The sequence below is a fragment of the Asanoa ferruginea genome (genome assembly GCF_003387075.1).
Lineage (GTDB): Bacteria > Actinomycetota > Actinomycetes > Mycobacteriales > Micromonosporaceae > Asanoa > Asanoa ferruginea.
The window spans coordinates 8,961,424-8,985,224 of the sequence record NZ_QUMQ01000001.1 but is presented as its reverse complement, the minus strand read 5'-3'; the positions used below and the strand labels follow the sequence as shown (position 1 = coordinate 8,985,224).

Annotated in this window: 25 protein-coding genes; 10 read left to right on the top strand and 15 right to left on the bottom strand. The window is 71.7% G+C overall.

The window, feature by feature from the left end; genetic code table 11:
* Window positions 1-75 precede the first annotated feature (75 nt).
* The gene (locus DFJ67_RS41755) at window positions 76-1,176 is read left to right on the top strand and encodes an L-dopachrome tautomerase-related protein (protein WP_116075246.1); all 1,101 of its coding nucleotides are present in this window, start codon (window positions 76-78) and stop codon (window positions 1,174-1,176) included.
* Here DFJ67_RS41755 and DFJ67_RS41750 read toward each other — a convergent pair.
* Entirely contained in the window at window positions 1,159-1,998 is an 840-nt protein-coding gene (locus tag DFJ67_RS41750) for an alpha/beta fold hydrolase (protein WP_116075244.1), read from the bottom strand. The genes DFJ67_RS41755 and DFJ67_RS41750 overlap by 18 nt on opposite strands.
* Before the next feature lie 63 nt (window positions 1,999-2,061).
* Window positions 2,062-2,403, bottom strand: a complete 342-nt coding sequence (locus tag DFJ67_RS41745; RefSeq protein WP_239097021.1) for a YciI family protein — start codon at window positions 2,401-2,403, stop codon at window positions 2,062-2,064.
* 48 nt (window positions 2,404-2,451) lie between these two features.
* On the opposite strand from DFJ67_RS41745, the gene DFJ67_RS41740 reads away from it, so the two are divergent.
* Window positions 2,452-3,324, top strand: a complete 873-nt coding sequence (locus DFJ67_RS41740) for an LLM class F420-dependent oxidoreductase (RefSeq protein WP_116075240.1) — start codon at window positions 2,452-2,454, stop codon at window positions 3,322-3,324.
* 20 nt (window positions 3,325-3,344) lie between these two features.
* On the opposite strand, the gene DFJ67_RS41735 is transcribed toward DFJ67_RS41740, so the two are convergent.
* Window positions 3,345-4,388: a TRM11 family SAM-dependent methyltransferase gene (locus DFJ67_RS41735; RefSeq protein WP_239097014.1), complete on the bottom strand. Its 1,044-nt coding sequence runs from the start codon at window positions 4,386-4,388 to the stop codon at window positions 3,345-3,347.
* 65 nt (window positions 4,389-4,453) lie between these two features.
* Between DFJ67_RS41735 and DFJ67_RS41730 the strand changes: the two genes are divergently transcribed.
* From DFJ67_RS41730 to DFJ67_RS41720, 3 genes are read left to right on the top strand one after another with little or no spacing between them, the layout of a single operon-like run.
* Entirely contained in the window at window positions 4,454-5,188 is a 735-nt protein-coding gene (locus DFJ67_RS41730) for a class I SAM-dependent methyltransferase (protein WP_147315798.1), read from the top strand.
* Window positions 5,189-5,228: 40 nt separating this feature from the next.
* A complete protein-coding gene (locus tag DFJ67_RS41725; protein WP_147315797.1) occupies window positions 5,229-5,930 on the top strand; it encodes a permease prefix domain 1-containing protein in 702 nt (233 codons plus the stop codon).
* Between the two features lie 12 nt (window positions 5,931-5,942).
* Window positions 5,943-7,103 (top strand): CaiB/BaiF CoA transferase family protein, encoded by a 1,161-nt coding sequence (locus DFJ67_RS41720; RefSeq protein ID WP_116075234.1) that lies wholly within the window; start codon window positions 5,943-5,945, stop codon window positions 7,101-7,103.
* Here the strand turns inward: DFJ67_RS41720 and aroQ are convergent.
* The 6 genes from aroQ to DFJ67_RS41690 all read right to left on the bottom strand — a co-directional run bounded on the left by aroQ (window position 7,077) and on the right by DFJ67_RS41690 (window position 12,150).
* Window positions 7,077-7,532: a type II 3-dehydroquinate dehydratase gene (gene aroQ / locus DFJ67_RS41715; RefSeq protein WP_116077288.1), complete on the bottom strand. Its 456-nt coding sequence runs from the start codon at window positions 7,530-7,532 to the stop codon at window positions 7,077-7,079. The genes DFJ67_RS41720 and aroQ overlap by 27 nt on opposite strands.
* Window positions 7,532-9,061 carry a glucose-6-phosphate dehydrogenase gene (gene zwf / locus DFJ67_RS41710; protein ID WP_116075232.1) on the bottom strand — a complete coding sequence of 510 codons (1,530 nt, stop codon included), beginning with the start codon at window positions 9,059-9,061 and terminating at the stop codon, window positions 7,532-7,534. Before zwf ends, aroQ begins: the two co-directional genes overlap by 1 nt.
* A 171-nt stretch (window positions 9,062-9,232) precedes the next feature.
* Window positions 9,233-9,706, bottom strand: coding sequence for an aminoacyl-tRNA deacylase (locus DFJ67_RS41705; RefSeq protein WP_116075230.1), 474 nt, complete (start codon window positions 9,704-9,706; stop codon window positions 9,233-9,235).
* Between the two features lie 10 nt (window positions 9,707-9,716).
* Window positions 9,717-10,469, bottom strand: coding sequence for a MerR family transcriptional regulator (locus DFJ67_RS41700; RefSeq protein ID WP_116075227.1), 753 nt, complete (start codon window positions 10,467-10,469; stop codon window positions 9,717-9,719).
* A 7-nt stretch (window positions 10,470-10,476) separates the two neighbouring features.
* The gene (locus DFJ67_RS41695; RefSeq protein ID WP_116075225.1) at window positions 10,477-11,373 is read right to left on the bottom strand and encodes a DMT family transporter; all 897 of its coding nucleotides are present in this window, start codon (window positions 11,371-11,373) and stop codon (window positions 10,477-10,479) included.
* A 9-nt stretch (window positions 11,374-11,382) separates the two neighbouring features.
* Window positions 11,383-12,150 carry a GNAT family N-acetyltransferase gene (locus DFJ67_RS41690; protein WP_116075222.1) on the bottom strand — a complete coding sequence of 256 codons (768 nt, stop codon included), beginning with the start codon at window positions 12,148-12,150 and terminating at the stop codon, window positions 11,383-11,385.
* 58 nt (window positions 12,151-12,208) lie between these two features.
* Between DFJ67_RS41690 and DFJ67_RS41685 the strand changes: the two genes are divergently transcribed.
* Entirely contained in the window at window positions 12,209-12,703 is a 495-nt protein-coding gene (locus DFJ67_RS41685; RefSeq protein ID WP_170216186.1) for a septum formation family protein, read from the top strand.
* Here the strand turns inward: DFJ67_RS41685 and DFJ67_RS41680 are convergent.
* Complete coding sequence (locus DFJ67_RS41680) at window positions 12,693-13,862, bottom strand: agmatinase family protein (protein WP_203783239.1); 1,170 nt, start codon at window positions 13,860-13,862, stop codon at window positions 12,693-12,695. The two genes, DFJ67_RS41685 and DFJ67_RS41680, sit on opposite strands and share 11 nt — an antisense overlap.
* Before the next feature lie 15 nt (window positions 13,863-13,877).
* Complete coding sequence (locus DFJ67_RS41675; RefSeq protein ID WP_116075218.1) at window positions 13,878-14,522, bottom strand: hypothetical protein; 645 nt, start codon at window positions 14,520-14,522, stop codon at window positions 13,878-13,880.
* A gap of 77 nt (window positions 14,523-14,599) precedes the next feature.
* On the opposite strand from DFJ67_RS41675, the gene DFJ67_RS41670 reads away from it, so the two are divergent.
* The 3 genes from DFJ67_RS41670 to DFJ67_RS41660 all read left to right on the top strand — a co-directional run bounded on the left by DFJ67_RS41670 (window position 14,600) and on the right by DFJ67_RS41660 (window position 18,268).
* Window positions 14,600-15,859: an FAD/NAD(P)-binding protein gene (locus DFJ67_RS41670; RefSeq protein WP_170216185.1), complete on the top strand. Its 1,260-nt coding sequence runs from the start codon at window positions 14,600-14,602 to the stop codon at window positions 15,857-15,859.
* 181 nt (window positions 15,860-16,040) lie between these two features.
* Window positions 16,041-17,171, top strand: a complete 1,131-nt coding sequence (locus tag DFJ67_RS41665; RefSeq protein ID WP_116075214.1) for a YeiH family protein — start codon at window positions 16,041-16,043, stop codon at window positions 17,169-17,171.
* 5 nt (window positions 17,172-17,176) lie between these two features.
* Complete coding sequence (locus DFJ67_RS41660; protein WP_116075212.1) at window positions 17,177-18,268, top strand: LLM class flavin-dependent oxidoreductase; 1,092 nt, start codon at window positions 17,177-17,179, stop codon at window positions 18,266-18,268.
* On the opposite strand, the gene DFJ67_RS41655 is transcribed toward DFJ67_RS41660, so the two are convergent.
* Genes DFJ67_RS41655 through DFJ67_RS41640 form a run of 4 tightly spaced genes read right to left on the bottom strand, consistent with a single transcriptional unit; the run spans window position 18,162 to window position 21,373 of the window.
* Window positions 18,162-18,653: an RrF2 family transcriptional regulator gene (locus tag DFJ67_RS41655; RefSeq protein ID WP_116075210.1), complete on the bottom strand. Its 492-nt coding sequence runs from the start codon at window positions 18,651-18,653 to the stop codon at window positions 18,162-18,164. The two genes, DFJ67_RS41660 and DFJ67_RS41655, sit on opposite strands and share 107 nt — an antisense overlap.
* Window positions 18,653-19,522, bottom strand: a complete 870-nt coding sequence (locus DFJ67_RS41650; protein ID WP_116075208.1) for an ABC transporter permease — start codon at window positions 19,520-19,522, stop codon at window positions 18,653-18,655. Before DFJ67_RS41650 ends, DFJ67_RS41655 begins: the two co-directional genes overlap by 1 nt.
* Window positions 19,512-20,306 (bottom strand): ABC transporter ATP-binding protein, encoded by a 795-nt coding sequence (locus DFJ67_RS41645; RefSeq protein ID WP_116075206.1) that lies wholly within the window; start codon window positions 20,304-20,306, stop codon window positions 19,512-19,514. Before DFJ67_RS41645 ends, DFJ67_RS41650 begins: the two co-directional genes overlap by 11 nt.
* On the bottom strand, window positions 20,303-21,373 hold the full coding sequence (locus DFJ67_RS41640) for an ABC transporter substrate-binding protein (protein WP_116075204.1): 1,071 nt from the start codon (window positions 21,371-21,373) through the stop codon (window positions 20,303-20,305). The genes DFJ67_RS41645 and DFJ67_RS41640 overlap by 4 nt, the downstream gene beginning before the upstream one ends.
* A gap of 444 nt (window positions 21,374-21,817) precedes the next feature.
* On the opposite strand from DFJ67_RS41640, the gene DFJ67_RS41635 reads away from it, so the two are divergent.
* The gene (locus DFJ67_RS41635) at window positions 21,818-23,797 is read left to right on the top strand and encodes a DUF1800 domain-containing protein (protein ID WP_116075202.1); all 1,980 of its coding nucleotides are present in this window, start codon (window positions 21,818-21,820) and stop codon (window positions 23,795-23,797) included.
* Window positions 23,798-23,801 lie beyond the last annotated feature (4 nt).

Genomic DNA, 23,801 nt, shown 5'->3' with positions numbered 1-23,801 from the left:
AGAGCCAATACTGCCTTACAGGCAATCAGCAAATTCGCTGGTTACCGCACCCCCGCCAACGGGTAGGCGACGGTGATGGCCAGCGCTGATCAGCCCACCGGCAACCTCGAGCTGGTTGCCACCATCGAACCCCCGATGCCGACCGGTGTCACTGTCTCGCACACCGGCCGCATCTTCGTCAACCACCCACTCTGGGGCGACGACGTCGCGGCCACCGTGGTCGAGCTGCGCGGCGGCGCCCGGGTGCCCTTCCCGGACGCGGCGTGGAACCGGCCCGACGCCGACGACGACCGGCACGCCTTCGTCTCGGTGCAGTGCGTCGTCGTCGACCCGATCGACCGGCTGTGGGTGGTCGACACCGGTGCGCCGATGCTCCAGCCGACAAAGCCCGGCGGCCCGAAGCTGGTCCGGGTCGACCTCGACACCGACACGGTCGGTCAGGTGATCACGTTTCCGACCGGGGTCGCCCTGCCGTCGACCTACCTCAACGATGTGCGGTTCGACCTGCGCCGCGGCGACCAGGGCATGGCCTTCGTGACCGACTCGGCCAACCAGGGTCCCAACGGGATCATCGTCGTGGACCTGGCCACCGGACAGTCGTGGCGGCGGCTGCACGACCACCCGTCGACCAAGGCCCCGTCGCTGCACACCAGCCGACCGGTGGTCGAGGGCCGCTACTTCCTGAGCCGGCCGGGCGACGCGGAACCGGCCCCGCTCACGTTCGGCAGCGACGGGATCGCCATCTCCGCCGACGGCAGCCGACTGTTCTACTGCCCGCTGATGTCCCGGCGGTTCTACAGCGTCTCGGTGGACGCGCTCTGCGACCGGTCGCTCGACGACGCCGGCGTCGCCGCGACCGTCGTCGACGAGGGCGACAAGGGCAGCTGCGCAGACGGCCTGGAGACCGACGACGCCGGGCGTCTCTACATCACGGCGTACGAGCAGAACGCCATCTTCCGGCGGACGGCGGAGGGCGATTTCGAGACTCTGGTACACGACCCGCGGCTGCTGTGGCCGGACACCCTGTCACTGGCGACCGACGGCTACCTCTACGTGACCGCCAACCAGTTGCACCGGGGTGCCGCCTACAACGACGGAAAGGACCTGCGCCAACCGCCCTACGCACTGTTCCGGGTCGCGATCGACGCCGGGCCGGTGCTACTGCGCCGCCCGTAGCAGCTCGTCGAGCCGGGCGGCGAAGGCCGGCACCTGCTGGCCGAAGCCGCCGTGGTCGCCGGGCACCGACGCGGCCGCCGTGCCGAGACGCTCTCCGAGCGCTAACGCCGCCCGGTACGGCGGCTGCCCGATCGAGGCCTCGCCGGCCGCGGGCACGATGCCGGCGCCGCTCAGGGCCGCGTAGTCCGGGACGTAGCGGCTGAACGGCGGAACCTCGTACCCGATGAAGAATCCGAAGTTGTGCTCCAAGCGGCCGAACATGGCCAGCGTCTCCGGGTCGGGTGTCTCGGCCGGGCCACCGCCCGGAGCCCGCTCGTCGTCGGCCGAGTCGGCGGGCCCCATGTCGAGGCCCCGTTGCAGCACCGCGTTGGCGGCGACCGGTCCTTCGGCGGCGAAGGTTTTCTCGACCTCGTCGACCATCGCCATCAGCTCGTCGTGCTCGGGGAGCAGGTCGAACAGCGGCGGCTCGTGCGCGACCAGCCGGCGCACCCGGTCGGGATAGCGCGCGGCCAGGTCGAGGCCGATGATCGCGCCGGAGCTGTTGCCGAACACGTAGGCGGGCCCGGCGGCGGCCACGTCGAGCAGCGCGGCCGCATCGTCGGCGTGCTCGGGCAGCGACTGCGGCCCGTCGGGACCGTCGAGCGGGCTGCGCGAGTTGCCGCGCCGGTCATAGGTGATCACCGTGTAGCGGTCGGCCAGCGCCCGGGCCAGCCCGGCATAGCCGGCCGCGTCATAGACCCCGCCGCAGATCAGCAGGAGGGCCGGGCCGGTGCCCCGCACCTCGTAATACAGCGTGGCACCGGGAACCTTGAGCGTCGTCATCTTTCCTCCATCGGGTGAACTCTCACCCGGGACGTCGGAGCCGCTGGCCACGCTTCGACAGGGTCAGCCCTCGGAACCGCCGAGAATCTCGCGGACCTCCATCGCGCCCCAGCGGGCGTCGGGCCAGCGGGCGGCGATCTCCACGGCCCGCTCGGGCGTCGCCACGTCGACGGCGATATAGCCCGCGAACTGCTCTTTCGCCTCGACGAACGGCCCGTCGGTGGTCGCCACGACACCACCACGCAGGCGTACGGTCTTCGCCTGCGCGGCCAGCCCTTCGCCCCGGATCATCTCGCCCGACGCGGTCAGCTCGGCCATGATCGTGTCGACCTCGGCGAACAGCCCGGTGCGCTCCTGCTCGGACATCGCCTCGATGGCGGCGGGGTTGTTGTAGATCAGCAACATGTACTTCACGGCCGCCAACCCTATCGGCCGGAGGAGCATGATGAGGGCATGCTTGCTGGAATCCACTTCATCAACTTCACCCTCCCCGGGAGTCCGGACTCGCTCGCACCGACCCTCGCCGCGACCGCCCGGGCGGCCGACGAGGGCAACTGCGCGACCTTCACCCTGATGGACCACTGGTTCCAGATGGAGGGCTTCGCCACCGCGCACGACCCGATGCTGGAGGGCTACACGGCGCTCGGCTTCCTGGCCGGGCAGACCAGCCGGATCAACCTCGGCCTGATGGTGACCGGCGTGACCTACCGGCACCCGGGCCTGCTCGCCAAGACGGTCACCACGCTCGACGTGCTCTCCGGCGGGCGGGCCACGCTGGGGATCGGTGCCGCCTGGTACGAGCGCGAGCACCGCGCGCTCGGCGTGCCCTACCCGCCGACCGCCGAGCGGTTCGAGCGGCTCGAGGAGGCGCTGCGGATCTGCCTACAGATGTGGTCGCCCGACGAGGGGCCGTTCGAGGGGAAGCACTATCAGCTCGCCGAGACGATCTGCCAGCCGCAGCCGATCTCGCGGCCGCACCCGCGGATCCTGGTCGGCGGCATGGGCGAGCGCAAGACGCTGCGCCTGGTCGCGCAGTATGCCGACGCGTGCAACCTGTTCGCCCGTGACGTCGAGCAGGTGACACACAAGCTGCGGGTGCTCGACGAGCACTGCGCCGCCGTCGGTCGTGACCCGGCGGAGATCCAGCGCACCATCATCGGCAGCGGCGACCCGATCGACAACCCCGACCAGTTCCTGTCCGACATGGAGGGTTACGCCAAGCTCGGCATCGACCTGGTCGAGATGGTGCCCACCGGGCCCGACCCGGAGGCGTGGGTGTCGGCGTTCTGCGCGAAGGTCGTCCCGCGCCTGGCCGAGATCGGCTAGACCGGCTTGCGCGCGCTCTGCTACCGGTCGCCCGGTTTCCGGGCGATCAACACGTCGCGGCGGATGGCCTGGTCGACGCGGTGCGCGAGGCGGCGGTGGGCTTGCGAGTCGACCACCTCGAGGCCCGCGTCGGCCAGCACCTCCGCCGCGGCGTCGCGGTCGGCCACGTTGGTGTTCCACGACAGGCCGAGCGCGCCGCCGCGGCGCAGCGCGCCGGCCCACACCGGCGCCGCGGCCCGCAGCAGCTCGATCGGGCTGCGGGTCAGGCCGGTCTCCTGGGTACGGCTGCCGTGCTGCACGCCGTAGGGCGCGTCGGCCACGACCAGGTCGACCGAGCCGGCCTTCCAGAACTCCAGCGTCCGGGTGGTGTCGGAGTTGACCATGTCGATCCGCTGGGTGTCGCCGGCCCGGTAGGACTCCTTGTCGGCGGCCAGCGTGATCTGCAGCCGGCGGCCGACCACCTTGTGGTTGCGCCGCACCGGCCCGTTCTCGGCCCGGTGCTTGATCCGCTTCTCCTTGAGCCAGCGCTGGATGAACGTGCTGTAGGCCTCGTAGTCCTTCTGGTCCCGGTCGACGCCGAGCGCGTCGAAGCCATACATCATCGCCTGGTTGAGGGTCGTGCCCCGGCCGGCGAGCGGGTCGAGCACGCTGAACCGCCGGTCGAGCATCCGGTCGGCGAACGCCGAGCCCATCAGGGTCGCGTTCAGCAGCAGCTTGGTGAACTGCTCGTTGGTCTTCCCGGAATACTTCGGGATGGTGATCAGGTCGTCGTCGAAGCGGTCGAGCGGGTGCAGCGGCACCGGGCGCAGCAACCCGCCGTTCTCGACGGCGAACAGCGCGTAGATCGACGACAGGTTGGCCAGGAAGCCGACCGCCCGTTCGTCGAGCGCCGTGGATTCGAAGGTGACATAGGGCACGCCGCCGATCCGCTCGGGTGCGACGTCGGCGAGGTCGCCGCCGAGCACCGCGCCGGCGAAGATCTCCAGCTCGGCGGCGGTCAGGTCAACGGAGGACTCGGCATAGACCCGGTTGGCCGAGGGCAGGATCAGCATCGCGTAGCGCATGGTCCGCCGATTCTAGGTGGCCTACCGGAGTGCGCTCGCGGCGGTCGGGATGATAGGTACGACGGGTGACAGAAGTGCCAGAGCGGATGCGCCGCGCCGGTTCCTACGACCGGCTCCGTCTCGGCTACCCCGACCAGCTCGTCGACGACGTCGTCGAATACGCCCGGCTCGAGGGCCGGCCCGCGGTCGAGGTCGGCGCCGGCACCGGTCGGGCCACCCTCAAGTTCGTCGCCCGCGGCGTGGCCGTCACCGCGATCGAGCCCAACCCCCGCAGCGCCGCGGTGCTCACCCGCAAGGTGGCCGGCGCGGCGGTCCGGGTGTCGGTCGGCACCTTCGAGGACTACGCGCCGGAGCGGACGTTCGGCCTGCTGTTCAGCGCGCAGGCCTGGCACCGGGTCGACCCCGCGGTCCGCTGGCGCAAGGCGGCCGAGGTGCTCGGCCCGAGCGGGGTGATCGCGCTGTTCTGGAACCGCGACCGCACCGCCGACCCCGCCGTGACCGCCGAGGTGCAGGCCGCGCACCGGGTGCACACGCCGGCGATCCGGTTCGACACCGCGATGTTGCCCGACGAGCGGCCCTGGCCGGGGATCCACGGCCTGGTGCACCGCCAGTCGAAGGTCTACCGCTGGCAGGTCACGATGCCCACGGTCGACTTCGTCGCCACCCTGGCCAATAGGTCCGTCTACGCCGCGCTGCCGTCGCCGATCCGCGCCGCGCTGTTCGCCGACATCCTCGCCCGCCTCGGCGACGAGGTCCGGGTGGCCGTCGACACCGAGCTCTACCAGGCCCGTACCCGCTGAAACTGGTCCGCGGCACCGGCGGGCCGGCACAATGGAGCGCGTGACCGCGATCGACAGCTACGTCAGTGAGCTCGACCGCCGGCTGCACGGGCCGCGCCGGCGCAAGGCCGACATGATCGTCGAGGTGCGCGACGGGCTGCACGACGCCGCCGAGGCCGTGCGGGCGGATTCGCCCGAGGTCGACCCGGCCGAGGCCGAGCGGCGCGCGGTCGCCGAGTTCGGCCCGCTGCGCGCGGTCGCGCCGGAGTTCCAGGCCGAGCTCGCGGTCGCGCAGGCGTGGCGCACCGCCTGGGTCTTCGCGGTCGCGCTGCCGCTGGTGATGACGCTGTCGACGCTGCTGTGGCGGTCGACGAGCACCGGCGTCGCACCCACCCCGGGCTACCACGAGCTGGCCCACGCCAACGACCTGTTCCTGGTCGCGGCCAGCGTCGGCTTCGCCGTGGCGCTGCTGCTGATGCACGTGCTGGCCCGGCGCGCCGCCTCGCCGGTGGCGCTGGTGCGGGTCGTCGGCGTCGGCGCCGTGGTCACCGTGCTGGCGATGATGGGCGCCGGCATCGTGCTCGCGATGGGCGCGCCCGGCCGCGGCACGTCGCTGTGGGGTGCGCTGCTCGGTGGCCTGCCCACGCTGCCCGGCTATGGCCTGCTGCTCTATCTCGGGGTGCGCTGCCTGCGGCTGACCCGCCCGCGTGGGCCTGGGGCCGGACGCCCGTCCCGACGCCCGGCCCCAGTCCCTTCAGCTTAAGGCCATCCGCGCATGTCCAGGGGTCCGCTCACCGGCCTGAGTGTCGTGGAACTCACGGGGGTCGGTCCGGCGCCCTACGCCGTGATGCTGCTGGCCGACATGGGCGCCGACGTGATCCGGGTCGACCGGATCGGCGGGCCGCCCGACGAATACCCGCTCAACCCGGTGATCGACCGGGGCCGGCGCTCGATCGCGCTCGATCTCAAGACGCCCGCCGGGGTCGAGCTGCTGCTGCGCCTGGTGGCCCGGGCCGACGTGCTGGTGGAGAGCTTCCGGCCGGGGGTGGCCGAGCGGCTCGGCATCGGGCCGGTGCCCTGCCTCGCGGTGCGACCTGGCCTGGTCTACGCCCGGATGAGCGGCTGGGGGCAGTCCGGCCCGCTGGCCGGCGCGGCCGGGCACGACATCAACTACATCAGCCTGACCGGCGCGCTGGCCACGATCGGCCGGGCCGGCGGGCCGCCGCAGCCGCCGCTCAACCTGGTCGGCGACTTCGGCGGCGGCGCGATGTTCCTGGTCTACGGCGTCATGTGCGCGCTGTGGGCCGGCGGCGGCCGGGTGGTCGACGCCAACGTGCACGACGGCACCACGTCGCTGCTCGCGATGCTCCAGGGGCTACGCGCGAGCGGGCTCTGGTCCGACCGGCGGGGCACCAACCTGATCGACACCGGCTGCCCCTACTACGACGTCTACCGCTGCGCCGACGGCGGCTACGTGGCGGTCGGCTCGATCGAGCGCCGGTTCTACCTCAACCTGCTCGCCGGCCTCGGTCTCGACGGCGACGAGGACCTGGTGGGCGCCCACCGCGACCCGTCCCGCTGGCCGGCGCTGCGCACGGCGCTGACCGCGGCGTTCGCGACCGCGACCCGCGATGAGTGGGCGGAGCTGTTCGCCGACGCCGACGCGTGCGTGACGCCGGTGCTGGAGCCGGGGGAGGCACCGCACACGGCGCAGGCGACCGCCCGCGGGCTCTACGCGCCGGTGGCCGAGCACGCCGGCGCGGCCCAGGTGACCCCGACGCCCCGGTTCGCGACCGACCCCGCCGAGGTGCCGGCGGCGCCGCCGATGCCGTCGACGGCGCCGGCCCCCGGTGAGCACACGAAGGCGATCCTGGCCGAGCTGGGCGTGCCCGACGAGGAGACCGCGGCGCTACGCGCGGCCGGCGTGGTCGACTAGGCCCTGCAGGGCCAGCAGGTAACCGCGCACGCCGAAGCCGACCACGACGCCGCGGGCGACCGGCGAGATGAACGACGGGTGGCGGAACTCCTCGCGGGCGTACACGTTGGAGATGTGCACTTCGATCACCGGCAGGCTGGCGCCCTCGATCGCGTCGTGCAACGCGATCGACGTGTGGGTGTAGGCACCGGCGTTGAGCACCGCGCCGATGCACTCACCGGCGGCGACCCGGGCACCGGCCTCCTGCACCCAGTCGACCAGTTGACCCTCGTGGTTGGACTGGAGGAACTCGAGTTCGAGCCCGAGCTTGCCGGCCTCTTCCCGGCAGAGGTCCTCGACGTCGGCCAGCGTCGCGGTGCCGTAGACCTCGGGGCGGCGCAGGCCGAGCAGGTTGAGGTTGGGTCCGTTGAGCACGTAGACCGATGTCATCAGCGGCCACCGGGGTTGTGCCACGAGCGGCCGTCGCGGGCGAGGAGCTGGTCGGCCTCGTCGGGGCCCCAGGACGCCGCCTCGTAGAGCGGGATCCGGCCGCGGCTGTTGGCCCAGTGCTCGATGATCGGGTCGACGATCCGCCAGCTCTGCAACACCTCGTCGGAGCGGATGAACAGCGTCGGGTCGCCGACCAGCGCGTCGAGCAGCAGCCGCTCGTAGGCCTCCGGCGACTCCTCGCGGAACGTCGACTCGTAGGAGAACTCCATGGTCGCCGTGCGGACCCGGAACGAGTGGCCGGGCACCTTGGCGCCGAATCGCAGCGTGATGCCCTCGTCGGGCTGGATGCGCAGGATCAGCGCGTCGGGCTGGAGCCCGGTCACCTGGGCCGCGCTGATCGGCAGGTGGGGCGGGCGGGTGAACTGGAGCACGACCTCGGTGACCCGGCGCGGCAGCCGCTTGCCGGTGCGCACGTAGAACGGCACGCCGGCCCAGCGCCAGTTGTCGACGTCGAGCCGCATCGCCGCGTAGGTCTCCGTCCGCGACAGCGGGTCGACGCCCTGCTCGTCGCGGTAGCCGGGCATCAGGTCGCCGCTGGTGCCGCCGCGGGTGTATTGCCCGCGCACCGCGATCTTGTCGATGTCGCCGTCGGCCGGGTGCCGGATCGACTGGAGCAGCTTGACCTTCTCGTTGCGCAGCGCCTCCGGCGCGAACGAGGCCGGCGGCTCCATCAGGGCCAGCGCGAGCACCTGGAGCACGTGGTTCTGCACGATGTCGCGCATCGCGCCGGCGTGCTCGTAGAAGCCGCCCCGGCTGCCGACGCCGAGCGTCTCGGCGACCGTGATCTGCACCTGGTCGATCCAGGTGCGGTTCCAGATCGGCTGGAAGATCGTGTTGGCGAAGCGCAGGGCCATCACGTTCTGCACGGTGTCTTTGCCGAGGTAGTGGTCGATCCGGAAGACCTGGTCCTCTTCGAACCCGGCGTGGATCCGGTGGTCGAGGTCGCGCGCGCTGGCCTCGTCGTGGCCGTAGGGCTTCTCGATCACCAGGCGGGCCGAGCCGTTGGGCGTGCCGGGCTGGTTGAGCCCCGCCGCGGTCAGGTTCTCGATTATGGGTACGAACGCCTGCGGCGGGGTGGCCAGGTAGAACAGCCGGTTGCCGGCCGTGCCGGCGTCGCGGTCGAAGCTGTCGAGCAGGTCACGCAGCCGGTGGAAGGTGTCCGGGTTGTCGTAGTCGCCGCTCAGGTAGCGCATGTTCTCCACCAGCCCCGGCGCCTCGGCGGCCGGCCCGGCGGGGAAGCGCTGCCGGAACTCGTCGTCGGACAGGTGGCTGCGGGCGACGCCGACGAGCCGGAACTCGTCGGGCAGGCGCTTGTATTGGGCGAGCCGGGCCAGCGCCGGCATCAGCTTGCGCTCGGTGAGGTCACCGGACGCCCCGAAGATCACCACGACCCCGGGCGGCGCCTTGCGATCGCCGTCGCCGTCTCCGTTGATCCGGATCTCGCTGGTCGGGCCAAGGTCGCCGTTCATGCGTACCCCTCGGTGTTCAGGCGTGGTCGGTGTCGCGTCGGTGTCGCCGCCGTCGGCGCCCCGCAGAACGCTACCGGCCCGGCCGCCCGAGACGGAGCGGCGCGCGCCGATGTGGGACGGACGCCTCTTCCGACCGTATCGCTTCCGCCTGAACTCTCCGGAAACGGTGGGTTATCGCTCTGTTTGTTCCGGATCGGAGACGTCAGCAATCCTCGCATCGAGCGCGCGCAGGGCGGTGTCGGCATCGACCGCGACGGCGACGCCGTGCTCGCCCGCACCCAGCGTGATCTCCCGCCCGGCCATCCGCTCGTCGGCGACCACCGGCCAGGGGACCAGCGAGCCGAACGGCGTGATCGTGCCGCGCTCGTAGCCGGTCGCGTCGAACGCGGTCGCCGCGTCGGGCATCGACAGCCGGCTCACCCCGAGCAGGGCGCGCAGCTTGGGCCAGGAGATCACCCGGTCGCCCGGCACGAGCACGAAGACGTAGTCGCCCTCGCCGCGCCGCACCACGATCGTCTTCACGACGTCGGGGATCGCGACACCGCGGGCCGCGGCGGCCTCGGCGAGGCTGCGCACCGGGCCGTGGCTGACGACCCGGTGCGCGACTCCGGCGTTCTCCAGCGCTTCGACGGCGCGACCAGTCATGCGGCCAAGGTTAGGACCTGGCCACCGCGTTGGCGTGGATCGCCTCGTTGAGGAACCGCGCCATTCCCGGCTTGATCTTCTCGTAGGTCGCGGTGAACCGCGGGTCGTTCACATACATGTCGGCGAGCCCGGTGTGGAGCTCGTACGAGCATTCGTAGAACCAGCGGCCGATCTGCTGCCGGTGCTCCTCGGCGAGGTCCATCGCCGCGCTCCCGGTGGCCGGCTGCCCGGCGTCCATCACGGCGGCGAGCCGGCGGCCCCAGTCGTCGCTCTCGGTGCGGAACCGCTGCCAGTCGGCCTTGCTGTAGCGGCTGGTGCGGCGCTGCGACTCGGCGTAGGCGTCCGTGTCGCCCCAGCGTTCCCGTGCCTCGTCGGCGTGGTCGTCGGGCTCGAAGTCACCGAAGACCTCGAACCGCTCCTCCGGCGTCAGGTTGACACCCACTTTCTGTGCCTCCATTGCGAACTCGATGGCGGTGACCATCTCGGCCAGTTTCTTGATCCGCTCGGTCAGCAACCGGTGCTGGCGGCGGAAGTGCTCCCGTGGATCGGCGGTGTCGAGCAGCGTGGCGATCTCGTCGAGACCGAAGCCCAACTCGCGGTAGAAGCGGATCTGCTGCAACCGCTCCAGGTCGGCGTCTGTGTAGATCCGGTAGCCGGCCGACGTCCGGTCGCTCGGCACCAGCAGCCCGATCTCGTCGTAGTGGTGCAGGGTCCGCACCGTCACGCCGGCCAGCCCGGCGACCCGGCTCACCGAGTAGCTCATCGCCCGCTCACCCCCTTTCCGTCCGCCACGAAACACCCTGCCGTGGCGTGAGGGTCAAGCGCTTTGACCGGGTGGCCGCGACACCGGCCAGGCAGAGCAGACCGCCGCCGAGCGCGAGCGCCGCCGGCACCTCGCCGAGCAGCGCCCACGCCAGCAGCACCACCAGCGGGGGTACGAGGTAGGTCGTGGCGCCCAGCCGGCCGGCACCGGTGCGGGCCAGCGCGTACGCCCAGGTGGTGAACGCCAGCGCGGTCGGCCCGGCGCCGAGGTAGACCAGCCAGCCGGCGGCGGCCGGATGCGCGGCGACGTCGGTCACGAGTTGGCCGGCGAAGGGCAGGCAGCAGACGGTGGCCACCAGCGTGGCCAGGAAGGTGACCGGCAGCGCGTCGGCCCCGGCCAGCAGCGGCTTCTGCGCGACCACCCCGACCGCGTAGCCGACCGCGGCGACCAGGCACAGCACCACGCCCCACGGGTCGGCCCGGGCGTCGCCGGCCGCGGCGACGCCGATCAGCACGGTCCCGGCGAATGCGGTGGCCAGCCCGAGCAGCAGGGTCCGCGGGAAGCCCTCGCCCAGGAACAGCCCGGCGAGGGCCGCGATCAGCACCGGCCCGAGGTTGACCACCATGGCCGCGGTGCCGGCGTCGACCCGCCGCTCGGCCGCGTTGAGCGCGACGTTGTAGACGCCGAGCCAGGCGACGCCGCAGAGCACCAGGCGCGGCCAGGCGCGGCGGTCCGGCCAGCGCGGTCGGCGGACCGCGACCAGCGCGCCGAGCACGGCCGCGGCGACGAGCAGCCGGCCGAGGGCGAGCGCGCCCGGGCGCACGTCGGCACCGACGTGGCGGATGGCGACGAACGCCGAGGCCCAGAGGAAGACGGTGGTGGCGATGGCGGCAGCGGTTTTCACGCCGTCAACCTAGGTGCGGGACCTTTCGGCGCCGGTCGAAACAAAGGTGGCCTCTTCGTAGTCGCCGGCGATCGTGAAACCGATCCGCTCGTAGGCGGCGATGGCGGCGGCGTTGTCGGCCTTGACGTTGAGGGTGACCACGTCGGTGGTCTCGCGCAGCCGGTGGCACAGCGCGGCGGTGACCCGCTGGGCCAGCCCCTGGCCGCGGTGCTCCGGGTGCACGGTGACGTTGCCGATCGCGCTGACCCGGTAGGCCGGCGACCAGACGTGCACGCCGGCGACCGCGACGACCCGGCCGTCGCGCCGGACGCCGACGTACTGGCCGGTCTCCAGCATTCGGCGATCGAACCAGTTTCCCGGGTACGCCGCCGCGTAGAGCGCTTCCAGCTCACCGGCGTCGCCAGGCCCGAGCGGCTCGCCCTCCGCCGGGCCGCGGATGTCGCCCAGGACCATCTTGTGGTGCGGCCCGCCGTAGCCGCGGCGAAACGCCGGCGCCAGGGTGTCGCCGGCGCCGGGGGACAGGTGCGCGTAGAACGTGCGCGGCAGCAGCGGCAGCAGCCGGGTCAGCAGCGCGCGCAGCGGCTCGTCCGGGCCGAACGCGAGCAGGGTGGGCGTCGCCAGCCCGTGGTAGATCAGCGCGACCGTCTCGCCGTGGCGGTACCAGGTCGTGTAGGGCCAGAAGAAGTCGTCCAGGTCGCCCAACTCGTAGGCGTGCAGAGCGGCGTCCTTGCGGAGCAACGCGGCAAGCTCGGCCCGGTCGTGGACGCTGCGCAACATGGCCGCGATCGTGTCACAAGGCTCGCCCGGCCCGGCCCACGGTGCTACTTTCCCGCGCGTGGATTCGGCCCAGTCGCCCCCGCCCGCCCCGGCGCGTGGCCTGCTCGTCTTCGGCCTGCTCTTCGCGGTGGTGATCGTGGTGGCGGCAGTGGTCGGCGCGGCCGTCGCGCTCGGCGGATCGGGCGGCTCGTCGTCCGGCGGCGAGGTGTCGGCGGCCAAACTCGCCGTCGGCCACTGCGTCGACGACCTGCGCGAGAGCGACGACCTCGAGGGGTTGCCGGTGCTGCCCTGCGAGCAGCCGCACGAGGGCGAGGTCTTCGCGATCTTCCAGTTGCCCGCCGGCCCGTTCCCCGGCGACGAGGAACTCGGCCGGCAGGCTCAGCAGGAATGCCTGAAGCAGTTCGAGAACTACGCGCCCTCGTCCGTCGCCGACGACAAGGTCGAGCTGTTCTACCTGCACCCGAGCCAGCTCTCCTGGACCAACGGCGACCGGGGCGTCACCTGCGTCGCGACCGACCCGACGACCAAGCGCACCGGCTCGCTCAAGGGGTGACCGCGGGACCCCAGGCGTGCCGGTCCGTGGCGGCGGCCCGGCGGCCGAGCCGGCCCTCGCGCACCAGCACCGCGAGCGAGTCGAGCACCACTCGGGAACTCAGCAGCGCGGTCTGCTCGGCCCAGTCGTAGGGCGGCGCGCACTCGACCACCTCAAGCCCGGCGAGCCCGGGCGCGGCGATCCGGCGGACGAGGTTGAGCGCCTCGCGCGGCAGCAGCCCGCCGGGCTCGGGCCAGCCCGTGCCCGGGACGAAGCCGGCGTCGATCACGTCGATGTCGAACGACAGGTAGACCGCCTTGGCGCCCTTCCAGGCCGTCTCCAGCGCCACCTCGGCGACCTTCTCGATGCCGACCCGCTCGACGTCGCCGACCGTGATGATCGTGGTGCCCCGTTCCCGGCCGACCTTGACGCCGGCCCGCGGCGACTGCCAGCCGCCAATGCCGACCTGGACCAGGTTGGTCGCCGGCGCGTTGGCGAGGTTGGTCGCGTGGAACCACGGCGTCGTGTGCATCCGCTCGTCGAGGTCGGTCTCCTGGGTGTCGACGTGCCGGTCGAAGTGGATGATGCCGATGTTCCCGTCGACGTGTGGCGCGATGCCCCGGATCGTCGGGTAGCCGATCGAGTGGTCGCCGCCCAGCACGACCGGGAACACGCCGCGGGCGTACACATGGGAGATCGCCTGGCTGATCTGGTCGAACGACTTCTCCAGGTTGCCCGGGATGGTGAACACGTCGCCGATGTCGACCATGTTGAGCTGCTCGCGCAGGTCGACACCCAACTCGTAGCAGTAGGTGCCGAACAGGTTCGTCGAGCGCCGGATGCCCTGCGGGCCGAACCGCGCACCCGGCCGGTAGGTGGCACCCGAGTCCAGCGGCGCGCCGAAGACCGCGACCTCGGCGTCGGCGACGGCGTTGACGTCTTCCAGGTAGGGGCAGTTGAGGAAGGTGCCGCGCTCGCCCGCGAAGTGCGGCAGTTCGCCCCTGGAGAACGTCGGGATGGTCCGGTCGACCAGCGTGGGCGAGCCCGGCAGGCCGAAGGCCAGGCCCCGCTCGATCTCCTCGTCGTGGCGGAACAGCGACAGCCGCTCCTCGGCGAGTTGCGCCCACCGGCCTTCCTGGGTCGCGAACGCGTCGCTGTGCGAGTGGTCGTTCTGCGTCACTTATCCATCTTGTCGCTAAATGGTGAGCGCCACCGCCGCCGCGCCGGAGCCGATCAGCGCCACCGCCCAGACCAGGTCGAGGTTGACCCAGGCCCGCCGCAGCGCGTCGAGCCCGAGCACCCGGTAGACCAGCAGGCCGATCGCGCCCGCCACCGCGACCATCGCGACGGTGTGCACCGCGGTCGCGGCGAGTCCCTGCCAGAGCAGCGCTCCCGGATCCGCCGGGGCGTGCAGCGCGTGGTCGTGGTGCAGGCCCGGCGGGGGATTGGCCACGAGGACGGGCACCAACATCAGACCCGCACCGTGTACGGACGACATCAGGAACGACCAGCCGGTGAGCTGCCACGGCGTCAGGCGCATGCCGGCCCAGGTGAAGTGCCGCTTGGACAGTGCCCGCCACAGTCCGAACCCGACCATCACCAGCCCGCCGGCGATCGCGACCACCCGGGTGGCCAGCACCGACCGCAGTCCTTCGACCAGCGCGGCGACGGCGAGCACCGACAACGCGTGGCCGGCGGCGATCGGCACGAGGGCGCGGAGCACCGCGAGGGCCGAGCGCTCCTGCACCCCGATCGCCACCGCGAACAGCCAACCCATGCCGGGGTTGAGGCCGTGGAACGCGCCGAGGCCGGCGAGCGTCGCGATTTCCAGCCAACTCACGGGAAGCAGTATGAGTCCTTGGTGTGCCTTCGCCGATAACCTACAATGCAGATGGGATTTGAAGGGTGGCGATGGCGATGGACACCGTGATCATCGGTGGCGGCCCCGCCGGGGCGCTGACGGCACTGGCTCTGGGTCGCGCGGCGACCATCGTGGATCCGGCCGCGCGGCTGGGTCCGGGCTCGGCCTACGCGACGCGGGAGCCCCGCCACCTGCTCAACTCGCGGGCCGGGTCGATGTCGGTCGACCCCGCCGACCCCGGTGATTTCGCCACCTGGGCCCGATGTCGACCCGACGCGTTCCTTCCCCGCGGCACCTATGGTGCCTACCTCGCCGACCGCCTAGGAGCGGTGCGGCACCTCGCCCGGCGTGCGGTGCGGGTCCGTCCGGCGGGATCGGCCTGGGCCGTCGAGCTCAGTGACGGCACGACCCGCCCGGCGTCCGCGGTGGTGCTGGCCCTGGGCCCGCCACCGCCGGTCTTCCCCTCGGCCGCGACGGTCGGCGTGCGGCGCGCGCCCGGCTACGTTCCGGTGCCCTGGTCGCCGGGAGCCCTCGACCGGGTGCGGCCCGCGGATCGGGTGCTGTTGCTCGGCACCGGCCTGACCGCCGTCGACGCGGTGCTCACCCTGCTCTCCCGGGGCCACACCGGCCAGATCGTCGCCGTCTCCCGGCACGGCCTGCTGCCCCGCGCGCACACCGACCTGCCCACGCCGGCTCCGGTCCGGGCCTGGGAGAGCGCCCCGCCCGGGCTGCGCGGTTTGCTGCGCGAGGTGCGCGGCAGCGCCGACTGGCGGGCCACGGTGGACGCCCTCCGGCCGCGGGTCGACCAGGTGTGGGCCGGCCTGACCCTGCAGGAACAGCAGCGGTTCCTGCGCCACCTCGCCCGCTACTGGGAGGTGCACCGGCACCGCTGCGCACCCGAGGTGGCGGCCACCATCGCGGCCGCGCGGGAGGCTCGCGCGCTGGTCGTGGCGGCCGGCCGGGTGAGCGAGATCCGGTCCGTCCCGCCCGGCTTCGAGGTGGGGCTGGCCGGTGGCCGGTGGACCTTCGACGCCGTGGTCAACTGCACCGGACCGGGCCACCCGGCCGGCCTTCCGCTGGTCCGCTCGCTGGTCGCCGACGGGCTGGCGCGGGCCGACCCGCTGGCCCTGGGCATCGATGTCGACGCCGCCGGCCGCCCGGTTGGCCGGCACAGCCTCCCGACCGAGGGCCTCTACGTGGTGGGCAGCCTGCGCCGCGGCCGCTGGTGGGAGACCACGGCGATCCCCGAGATCCGCGACCAGGCCTACGCCATCGGCGGTCGGTTGGCCGCCGTGCCGGCACATCACGCCGCCTGAGGACCGAAATCGGGATTGCCCCAGGCATCGATCCATCGTTACCCTATCAATCCGATAGGATAAGAGGGAGAGGCGCCATGAGTAGACCCACGCGCATCAGCGAAGACTGGGCGGCGACCGTCGTCGGCCTCGTGTTGCTGGTGCTGATCCTGACCGGCGTGATCAGCCAGGGAATCCTGCAATGACCACCGTCAACGAGACCGAGGCGCTGGCGCCGGTCGAGACGGACGAGCGAAACGTCAACTGGGCGTGGGTGGGCGCCGGTCTGGTGCTGGTGCTCGCCCTGGCCTGGCTGACCAAATACCTCGACAAGAACGTGTCGGTCTGGCTCGCCGACACCAGCCTCAAGCGGATCGCGAAGTCGGTCGAATACCCGGTCTACGCGATCGTCATCGGCCTGCTCGGCAACGCGGTGCTGAGCGCCACCGGCGTCCGCGACCGGCTGGCACCGGCGTTCCGCACCGAGTTCTTCATCAAGACCGGCCTGGTCCTGCTCGGCGTCTCGATCAACCTCTCGCTGCTGGTCACCGCGGCCGGCCCGGCGATCGTCCAGGCGCTGCTGCTGATCTCCGGGGTCTTCCTGTTCACCTGGTGGCTCGGCGGGAAACTCGGCCTCGACGACAAGCTCCGCGCCCTGCTCGCCTCGGCGGTCTCGATCTGCGGTGTCAGCGCGGCGATCGCGGCGGCCGGCGCGGTGCGGGCCAAGCGCGAGCAACTCGCGTACGCCGCGAGCCTGGTCATCCTGTTCGCCCTGCCCTCGATCTTCCTGCTGCCCTGGCTGGCCGACGTGTTCGGGCTCTCCGACGCGGTGGCCGGCGCCTGGATCGGCGGCAACATCGACACCACCGCGGCGGTGACCGCAGCCGGCACGCTGGCCGGCGAAGACGCGCTGAAGATCGCGACGATCGTCAAGGTCACCCAGAACGCGCTGATCGGCATCGTGGCCGTCGCGCTGACCGCGTGGTTCGCGTTCAAGGTCGAACGCACCGAAGACGCGGCCCGCCCCGGCGCGATCGAACTCTGGCGCCGGTTCCCCAAGTTCGTGCTCGGCTTCGTCGCCGCGTCGGTGATCGGCACCTGGTTCGCCAACTCCGTCAGCGCCGCCGACAACACGGCCGCGCAGGCGGTCGCGACCAACTTCCGCACCTGGTTCCTGATCCTGGCGTTCGTCAGCATCGGCCTGGAGTTCCGGCTGACCGCCCTGCGCGAGGCCGGCTGGCGCCCGATCGCGGTCTTCGCCAGCGCGACCGTGGTCAACATCGGCCTGGCCCTCGCCCTGGCCGCCCTCCTCTTCGCCGACTTCACGGTCTGAGCGGCATGCGCTTCCACTGGTTTCTGCCCACCAGGGGCGACGGCCATCAGGTGCGGCCGGCCACGACCACGACCGGGGCCGACCCCGGTCGTGGGCCGGACCGGCCGGCCACCCTCGGCTATCTGACCCAGGTCGCCCGCGCCGCCGAGGACAGCGGGTTCGGTGCCCTGCTCACCCCGGTCGGCGACGGGTGCCCGGACCCGCTCGTGGTCTGCACCGCGGTCGCACAGCACACCGACCGGATCAAGCTGCTGGTCGCGTTCCGGCCCGGCTTCACCGTGCCCACCCTGTTCGCGCAGCAGACGCAGGCGTTCCAGGCTGTTAGCGGCAACCGATTGCTGCTCAACGCCGTCACCGGAGGAGACCCCAAGGAGCAACGGGGGTACGGCGACTTCCTCGACCACGACCAGCGCTATGACCGCACCGCCGAATTCCTGGACGTGCTCCGTCGCTCGTGGGCCGGCGCACCGTTCGACTTCACCGGCGACCACTACCGGGTCGAGGGTGGCGGCCTGGTGACGCCGCTGACCGACCCACCGCCGATCTACTTCGGCGGCGCCTCACCGGCGGCCGAGCGGGTCGCCGCCGCGCACGCCGACGTCTACCTGATGTGGGGCGAGCCGCCGGCCGCGATCGCCGAGCGGGTCTCCCGGATCAAGGCGGCCAGGGAAAACCTGCGGCTGGGCATCCGGCTGCACGTGATCGCCCGGGAGACCGCCGAGGAGGCTTGGGGCGAGGCCGACCGGTTGCTGGCGGGGATGCAGCCGGCGCAGATCGCGGCGGCGCAGGCCCGCTTCGCCCGGATGGACTCGGTCGGCCAGCGGCGGATGGCCGGCCTCCACAACGGACGGTCGACCGATCTGGAGATCGCACCGAACCTGTGGGCCGGTGTCGGCCTGGTCCGCGAGGGCGCGGGCACCGCGCTGGTGGGCAGCTACGCCGACGTCGAGGAGCGGATCCGCGAGTATGCCGCCCTCGGCATCGACGAGTTCATCCTGTCGGGCTGGCCGCACCTGGAAGAGGCCTACCGGGTGGGTGAGTTCCTGCTGCCCCGGCTGGCCGCGGACCGGCGGGCGGCCCGGCCGGTGCCGGCCTGAGCAGGTCGGCGAGCGTGGTCCGGTCGACGATGTCGGCGATCCGGTCGTGCACGGCCAGCCAGACGTCGCGCAGCCCGGCGGCCGACGCGGGGTAGCCGGCGGTCTCGGTCGGCAGGCCACGCACGGTGGTCAGCGCGCCGTTCACCGCGCGCACCACGTCGCCGACCGAGATCTCGGCGGCGGGGCGGGTCAGCGCATACCCGCCCTCGCCGCCGCGCTGGCCGTGCAGCAGCCCGGCCCGGCGCAGGTCGACCAGGATGCTCTGGAGGAACGCCGGCGGCATCTGCTGGGCGCGGGCCAGCGCGGCCGCGGTGACCCGGCCCGGTGCGTCGGCCACCGCGAGCATCGCGCGCACCGCGTAGTCGGTGCGGGCCGAGACCTGCATCAGTGCCGGTCCAGCAGACCCCAGCGACGCCGGATCGCTTGGTCGGCCTTGGTGAACACCAGGTCGACGACGAGACCGAGGATCAGGATGAGGATCATCACGCTGATCACCCGCGGCGCGTCGGAGAAGTCGCGCGCGAAGGTCAGTTGCACGCCGATCGACGTCGACTTGGAGATGATCACGAGCAGCTCACCGGCCATCAGGCTGCGCCAGGCGAACGCCCAACCCTGCTTGAGCCCGGCCACGATGGCCGGCAGCGCGGCCGGTGCGATGACATAGCGGTAGAGGCTGAACCCGCGGGCACCCAGGTTGCGGCCGGCCCGCACCAGCAACGGTGGCACGTAGTCGACGCCATGGATCACGCCGTTGGCGATCGACGGCGCCGCGCCCAGCACGACGACGAAGAAGATCGCCTGCTCGTTGAGCTGGAAGAGCAGGATCGCCAGCGGGAACCAGGCGATCGACGGCATGGTCTGCAGCGCGGTGATCATCGAGCCGAGCGCGGCCCGCAGCACCTTGATCCGCGCGACCGCGGAGCCGAGCACCAGCCCGACGACGACCGAGGCACCGAAACCGTAGGCGGCGCGCCGCAAGGTGATGAGCAGACCTTCCCAGAGCGCTGAGGTGTTGGCCCACGCCCAGAAGTCCTGCGCGACGGTGAGGGGGGCCGGCAACGCATACTCCGGCCGCCACTCCGCCCAGACCAGCGCCTGCCAAACCGCCAGCACGAGCGCCAGCGCGGTGAGCTTCGGCCAGGTCAGCGACCAGATCCGGGCCGCCCGGCCGGGCACCTTCTGGCGGGTGGCGGTCTCGAGCGCGTCGAGACCGGAGATGGTCTCGTTCTGGGCGACGAGATTGTCAGTGGCCATGGCGTCCCACCTCCGCGCGGAGCCGGTCGGTCACCTCGGCGGCGATGGTCGCCACTTCGGCGGAGTCGATGCGCCGCGGGCGGGCGATCTCGACGTCGGTCTCGTAGATGACCCGGCCCGGCCGGCTGGACAGCAGCACGATGCGGTCAGCGAGCCGGGCCGCCTCGCGCACGTTGTGGGTCACGAACAGCACCGTCAGCGGGCGTCCCGCGGCTTTGCGCGAGGTCCACAACCGTTCGAGCTCGTCGTGCAGGATGTCGCGGGTCATCGCGTCGAGCGCGCCGAACGGCTCGTCCATCAGCAGCACCGGGGTGTCCAGGGCCAGCGTGCGGGCCAGCGCCACCCGCTGCCGCATGCCGCCGGAGAGCTGGTGCGGCCGGCGCTTGCCGAACTCGCCCAGGTGCACGGTGTCGAGCAGCTCCGCGACCCGGGCCTTGCGCTGCGCCGACGGGACGCCGCGCAGCTTGAGGGGCAGCTCGACGTTGGCGTTGACGGTCAGCCACGGGAACAGCGCCGGCTCCTGGAACATCAGCCCGGGCGACGCGTCGCCGGCCACCCGGATGCCGCCGCCGCTGACCGTGTCGAGGCCCGCGACGAGGTTGAGCAGCGTGCTCTTGCCGCAGCCCGATGCGCCGACGAGACAGACGAACTCGCCCGGCGCCACGTCGAGGGAAACCCGATCGAGCGCCACGACGGCGTCCGCGCCCGCGCCGTACACCTTGGTCACGCCCGAGAGCGCGACCGCGGCGGTCGCGCTCCCGGGGGTGGTCGTCGTGCTGGTCATGGCAGGGGGACCTCGGCCTGGCCGTCGGCCTTGAGCGCCTCGTTGAGGTAGCTCAGGTCGTAGAGCCCGGCCAGGTCGACCGGCTCGGTGAGGCCGACGGCGACCGCGTGGTCGAGCCCGGTCTTGAGCGACGACGCGATCGGGTCGTCGGTGAACTTCAGGGTCGGCCAGGCCTGCTTGATCAGCTTGAGGTCCAGCGGCTTGCCGGTGATCTTGCCGATGTGGTCGGAGATCGCCTGCTGCGCCTCGTCGGGCTTCTGGTTGACGAAGTCGTTGGCCGCGACCTGGCCCGCGACGAGGTTCTTGACGACGTCGGGGTGTTCCTTGAGGAACTTCGTGCTGACGATCAGGTTGGTGATCACGAACTGGCCGCCCGGCCACAGGTCGCGCTCGTCGACCAGCACCTTGCCGCCGGCGTTGACGAGCTGGGAGACGAACGGCTCGGGCACCCAGGCGCCGTCGATCGCGCCGCTGCGGAAGGTCTCCAGGGTCTGCGAGTTGGCCTGCGGCACGATGCTGACGTCGCCGCCGCCCTCCTTCGTCGTGGTCAGGCCCTTCTCCTTGAGCCAGTAGCGCACCGCGACGTCCTGCGTGTTGCCGAGCTGGGGTGTCGCGATCTTCTTGCCGCGCAGGCCCTCGACCGAGGTGATGTCGGGCTTGACCACCAGCGCGACGCCGCCGGACGCGGCACCGGAGACCACCCGGACGGCCTCGCCCTTCGACTTGGAGTGCGCGTTGACCGTCGGGTTCGGACCGATGTAGGTGGCGTCCAGGGCGCCGGAGAAGATCGCCTCGACCGCCTCCGGGCCGGCGTTGAAGGTCTTGGTCTCCAACGTGACGTTGCTGCCGAGCTTGTCGGCGAAGATGCCCTTCTCCACGCCGACGATGGCCGGCGCGTGCGTGATGTTCGGGAAGTAGCCGAGCCGGAGCGTCACCGGTTTCCCGGTGGAGGCGCCGTCGCCGCTGTCGTCGCCACTGCCGCAGGCGGCGGCGGTCCCGAGCGTCGCGGCGGCCACGATCGCGACGGTGGCCAGCGTGCCGAGCCGGTGCAGGGGGAGACGTCTCATCGCGCCATCCAATCCATGGTTTTCCTACTTGATTGATAGGAAGGATGGGATACCGCGACGGCCGCGTCAAGGTGACGTCCATCATCTGAGAGGGATCGACGCCGAAGAGTTACTTGCCGCGCGACATTGTTAGCGCTTAGCCGGTCCTTAAGTTTTCCTGTGCCGGTTGCTTAGGCCCGTGGCCTGCCGGGTTGTCGCGCCGGCCCGGCCGGACCGGTCCCGCACGCATCGAGGCAGCGTGCTGCCCTTACCTGCCGGCGCCGGCCGCCGGTTGATCGACTAAGCCGGCCTTAAGTCACCCGATCCGGGCCGCGAAGACTGCCCTTGAGCAGGTCAGGGGGCGTGCCTTAGCTTCCGTGACGACCCTCGACATCAACCGCCGTCGAGGTCGGCCCGCGGCAGCGCGGCCGGCAACGGCGCACTCGCGAGAACCGGGATCCGCACATGGCCAACCGGAACGTGCCGCCACAATGGCCGGGTGACGACGGCCGCTGGGACAGCCGGCCGCACCCCACCACGGACAGGTACCGTGAGCGGCCGGTGCAGCAGCGCGGCCCGCGCTGGGTTGGTCCGGACGGCGGCGTCGAGATCGACTCGGTCGCCGGCCTGCCCGAGATCTATGAGGACGACGACGAAGACGAGGGTCCCGACAAGGGCCGCCGCCGCGCGCTGATCGCCCTCGGCGGTGCCGTCGCGGCGGTCGCCGGCGGTGCCGCCCTCACCCTCACCTCGCAGGGCCGCGGCCTGCTCGACAAGCTGACCGGCAAGGACGGCGTCGACACCACGGCCGCCGATCTCAACAACGCGATCTCCAACGCGCCGGCGCAGCAGCAGCCGAGCACGGTGCGCACCTACACCGAGCAGAACGAGTCCTACATGGGCTCGCGGGCCGGCAACGAGTTGCGCAAGAACACCCCGGCCACCGGCAAGCTCTACCCGACGCCGAGTGCCGCCGCGGCCAACACCAAGGTGACCGTCAAGACCGTCCTCGCCAAGGACCCGATCCGCCACCTGGCCAGCCGCGCCACGTTCGGGCCCAACCAGAAGGTGCTCAACGACATCCGCCGGATGGGCATCGACGAGTGGCTCCGGATCCAGCTCCAGCCGGAGAAGGTCGCGCCGACGGCGGGTGAGCTCAAGCTGGCCGAGCTGTCCACGCTCAAGATGGACATCCCGCAGTTGCGCGCCGCCCGCGACGCCAACAACCAGAAGGGCATCCAGGCCGACCAGGAGGTCATCGACGCCGCGGTCGGTCGGATGATCTTCTCGGAGCGCCAGCTCTTCGAGGTGATGGTCGACTTCTGGAACGACTTCCTGCACGTCGGGCCGTTCTTCGACGGCTCCGACACGGTGCGCTCGAGCTTCGACCGGGACGTGATCCGCAAGCACGCGCTCGGCCGCTACCCGGAGATGCTGGTCGCCGCCAACCGGCACCCGGCGTTGCTGATCTACCTCAACCAGAACCAGTCGTCGAAGGACAACGTCAACGAGAACCTGGCCCGGGAGAACCTGGAGCTCTACTCGGTCGGCGTCGACGGCGGCTACACCGAGAAAGACGTCAAGCAGGCCGCGCTGCTACAGACCGGCCGGGGCGTGCGCGACGACCAGTACGTCTACCAGCCCGAGCGGCACCACGTCGGGCCCATCAAGATCATGGGCTTCAAGCACCCGAACTCGACCGCCGAGGGTGGTGAGGCGGCCAGCGACGCCTACTTCCGCTTCCTCGGCACGCACCCGTCGACCGCGCGCTACGTCGCGATGAACCTGGCCACCCGGTTCGTCTCGGACACCCCGCCGAAGTCGCTGATCGACCGGCTGGCGAAGACCTACCTCGCCAACGCCGGTGCGATCAAGCCGGTGCTGATGACGCTGTTCTGCTCGTCGGAGTTCTGGGCCTCGGTCGGCCAGAAGGTCCGCCGCCCGATGGAATACCTGACCGCGACCTACCGCACGCTGGGCGTCGGGCCGACCCCCAGCCCGGGTTTCCAGCAGGGCAACCAGAACCGGACCCCGTTCGCCGAGGGGCTGCGCCAGATCCGCAACAAGATGGAGGAGCTCGGCCAGTTCCCGACCGGCCAGGCGACGCCCAACGGCTACCCCGACATCTTCGTCGCGTGGACCTCGGCCGGCACGATGATCAACGGCTGGAACGAGGCGCTCGACGTCGTCAACGGCAACCGGCGGATGTTCTCCTACGTCAAGCCCGAGCAGCTCGCCGGCTCGAAGCCGCCGGCCACCGCGGGCGCCTACGTCGACGCGCTGGCCAAGCGCCTGCTGCACCAGACGCTGAGCGCCAAGGAGAAGGCCGCGATCCTCGCCCTCGCCGGCGTGGGCGCCAACACCAAGGTCGACGCGTCGTTCAACGGCGCGCTGACATCCGTCGTGCGGGCGCTGCTCGCATCCCCGCAGCACCACCTCCGGTGAGTCC

Excerpts from the sequence above, each read along its gene's own strand:
- DFJ67_RS41750 (WP_116075244.1), bottom strand. The coding sequence starts at position 1,998 with ATGACGACGCTCAAGGTTCCCGGTGCCACGCTGTATTACGAGGTGCGG.
- aroQ (WP_116077288.1), bottom strand. The coding sequence starts at position 7,532 with ATGACATCGGTCTACGTGCTCAACGGACCCAACCTCAACCTGCTCGGC.
- DFJ67_RS41670 (WP_170216185.1), top strand. The coding sequence starts at position 14,600 with ATGGACACCGTGATCATCGGTGGCGGCCCCGCCGGGGCGCTGACGGCA.
- DFJ67_RS41700 (WP_116075227.1), bottom strand. The coding sequence starts at position 10,469 with ATGAGCTACTCGGTGAGCCGGGTCGCCGGGCTGGCCGGCGTGACGGTG.
- DFJ67_RS41705 (WP_116075230.1), bottom strand. The coding sequence starts at position 9,706 with ATGACTGGTCGCGCCGTCGAAGCGCTGGAGAACGCCGGAGTCGCGCAC.
- DFJ67_RS41645 (WP_116075206.1), bottom strand. The coding sequence starts at position 20,306 with ATGACCAGCACGACGACCACCCCCGGGAGCGCGACCGCCGCGGTCGCG.
- DFJ67_RS41735 (WP_239097014.1), bottom strand. The coding sequence starts at position 4,388 with ATGCGCTACGCGATGCTGATCCTGCCCTCGGCCAACCGGGTCTATGCC.
- zwf (WP_116075232.1), bottom strand. The coding sequence starts at position 9,061 with ATGAACGGCGACCTTGGCCCGACCAGCGAGATCCGGATCAACGGAGAC.
- DFJ67_RS41755 (WP_116075246.1), top strand. The coding sequence starts at position 76 with ATGGCCAGCGCTGATCAGCCCACCGGCAACCTCGAGCTGGTTGCCACC.
- DFJ67_RS41640 (WP_116075204.1), bottom strand. The coding sequence starts at position 21,373 with ATGAGACGTCTCCCCCTGCACCGGCTCGGCACGCTGGCCACCGTCGCG.
- DFJ67_RS41720 (WP_116075234.1), top strand. The coding sequence starts at position 5,943 with ATGTCCAGGGGTCCGCTCACCGGCCTGAGTGTCGTGGAACTCACGGGG.
- DFJ67_RS41665 (WP_116075214.1), top strand. The coding sequence starts at position 16,041 with ATGACCACCGTCAACGAGACCGAGGCGCTGGCGCCGGTCGAGACGGAC.
- DFJ67_RS41740 (WP_116075240.1), top strand. The coding sequence starts at position 2,452 with ATGCTTGCTGGAATCCACTTCATCAACTTCACCCTCCCCGGGAGTCCG.
- DFJ67_RS41655 (WP_116075210.1), bottom strand. The coding sequence starts at position 18,653 with ATGCAGGTCTCGGCCCGCACCGACTACGCGGTGCGCGCGATGCTCGCG.
- DFJ67_RS41650 (WP_116075208.1), bottom strand. The coding sequence starts at position 19,522 with ATGGCCACTGACAATCTCGTCGCCCAGAACGAGACCATCTCCGGTCTC.
- DFJ67_RS41635 (WP_116075202.1), top strand. The coding sequence starts at position 21,818 with ATGGCCAACCGGAACGTGCCGCCACAATGGCCGGGTGACGACGGCCGC.
- DFJ67_RS41690 (WP_116075222.1), bottom strand. The coding sequence starts at position 12,150 with ATGTTGCGCAGCGTCCACGACCGGGCCGAGCTTGCCGCGTTGCTCCGC.
- DFJ67_RS41660 (WP_116075212.1), top strand. The coding sequence starts at position 17,177 with ATGCGCTTCCACTGGTTTCTGCCCACCAGGGGCGACGGCCATCAGGTG.
- DFJ67_RS41745 (WP_239097021.1), bottom strand. The coding sequence starts at position 2,403 with ATGTTGCTGATCTACAACAACCCCGCCGCCATCGAGGCGATGTCCGAG.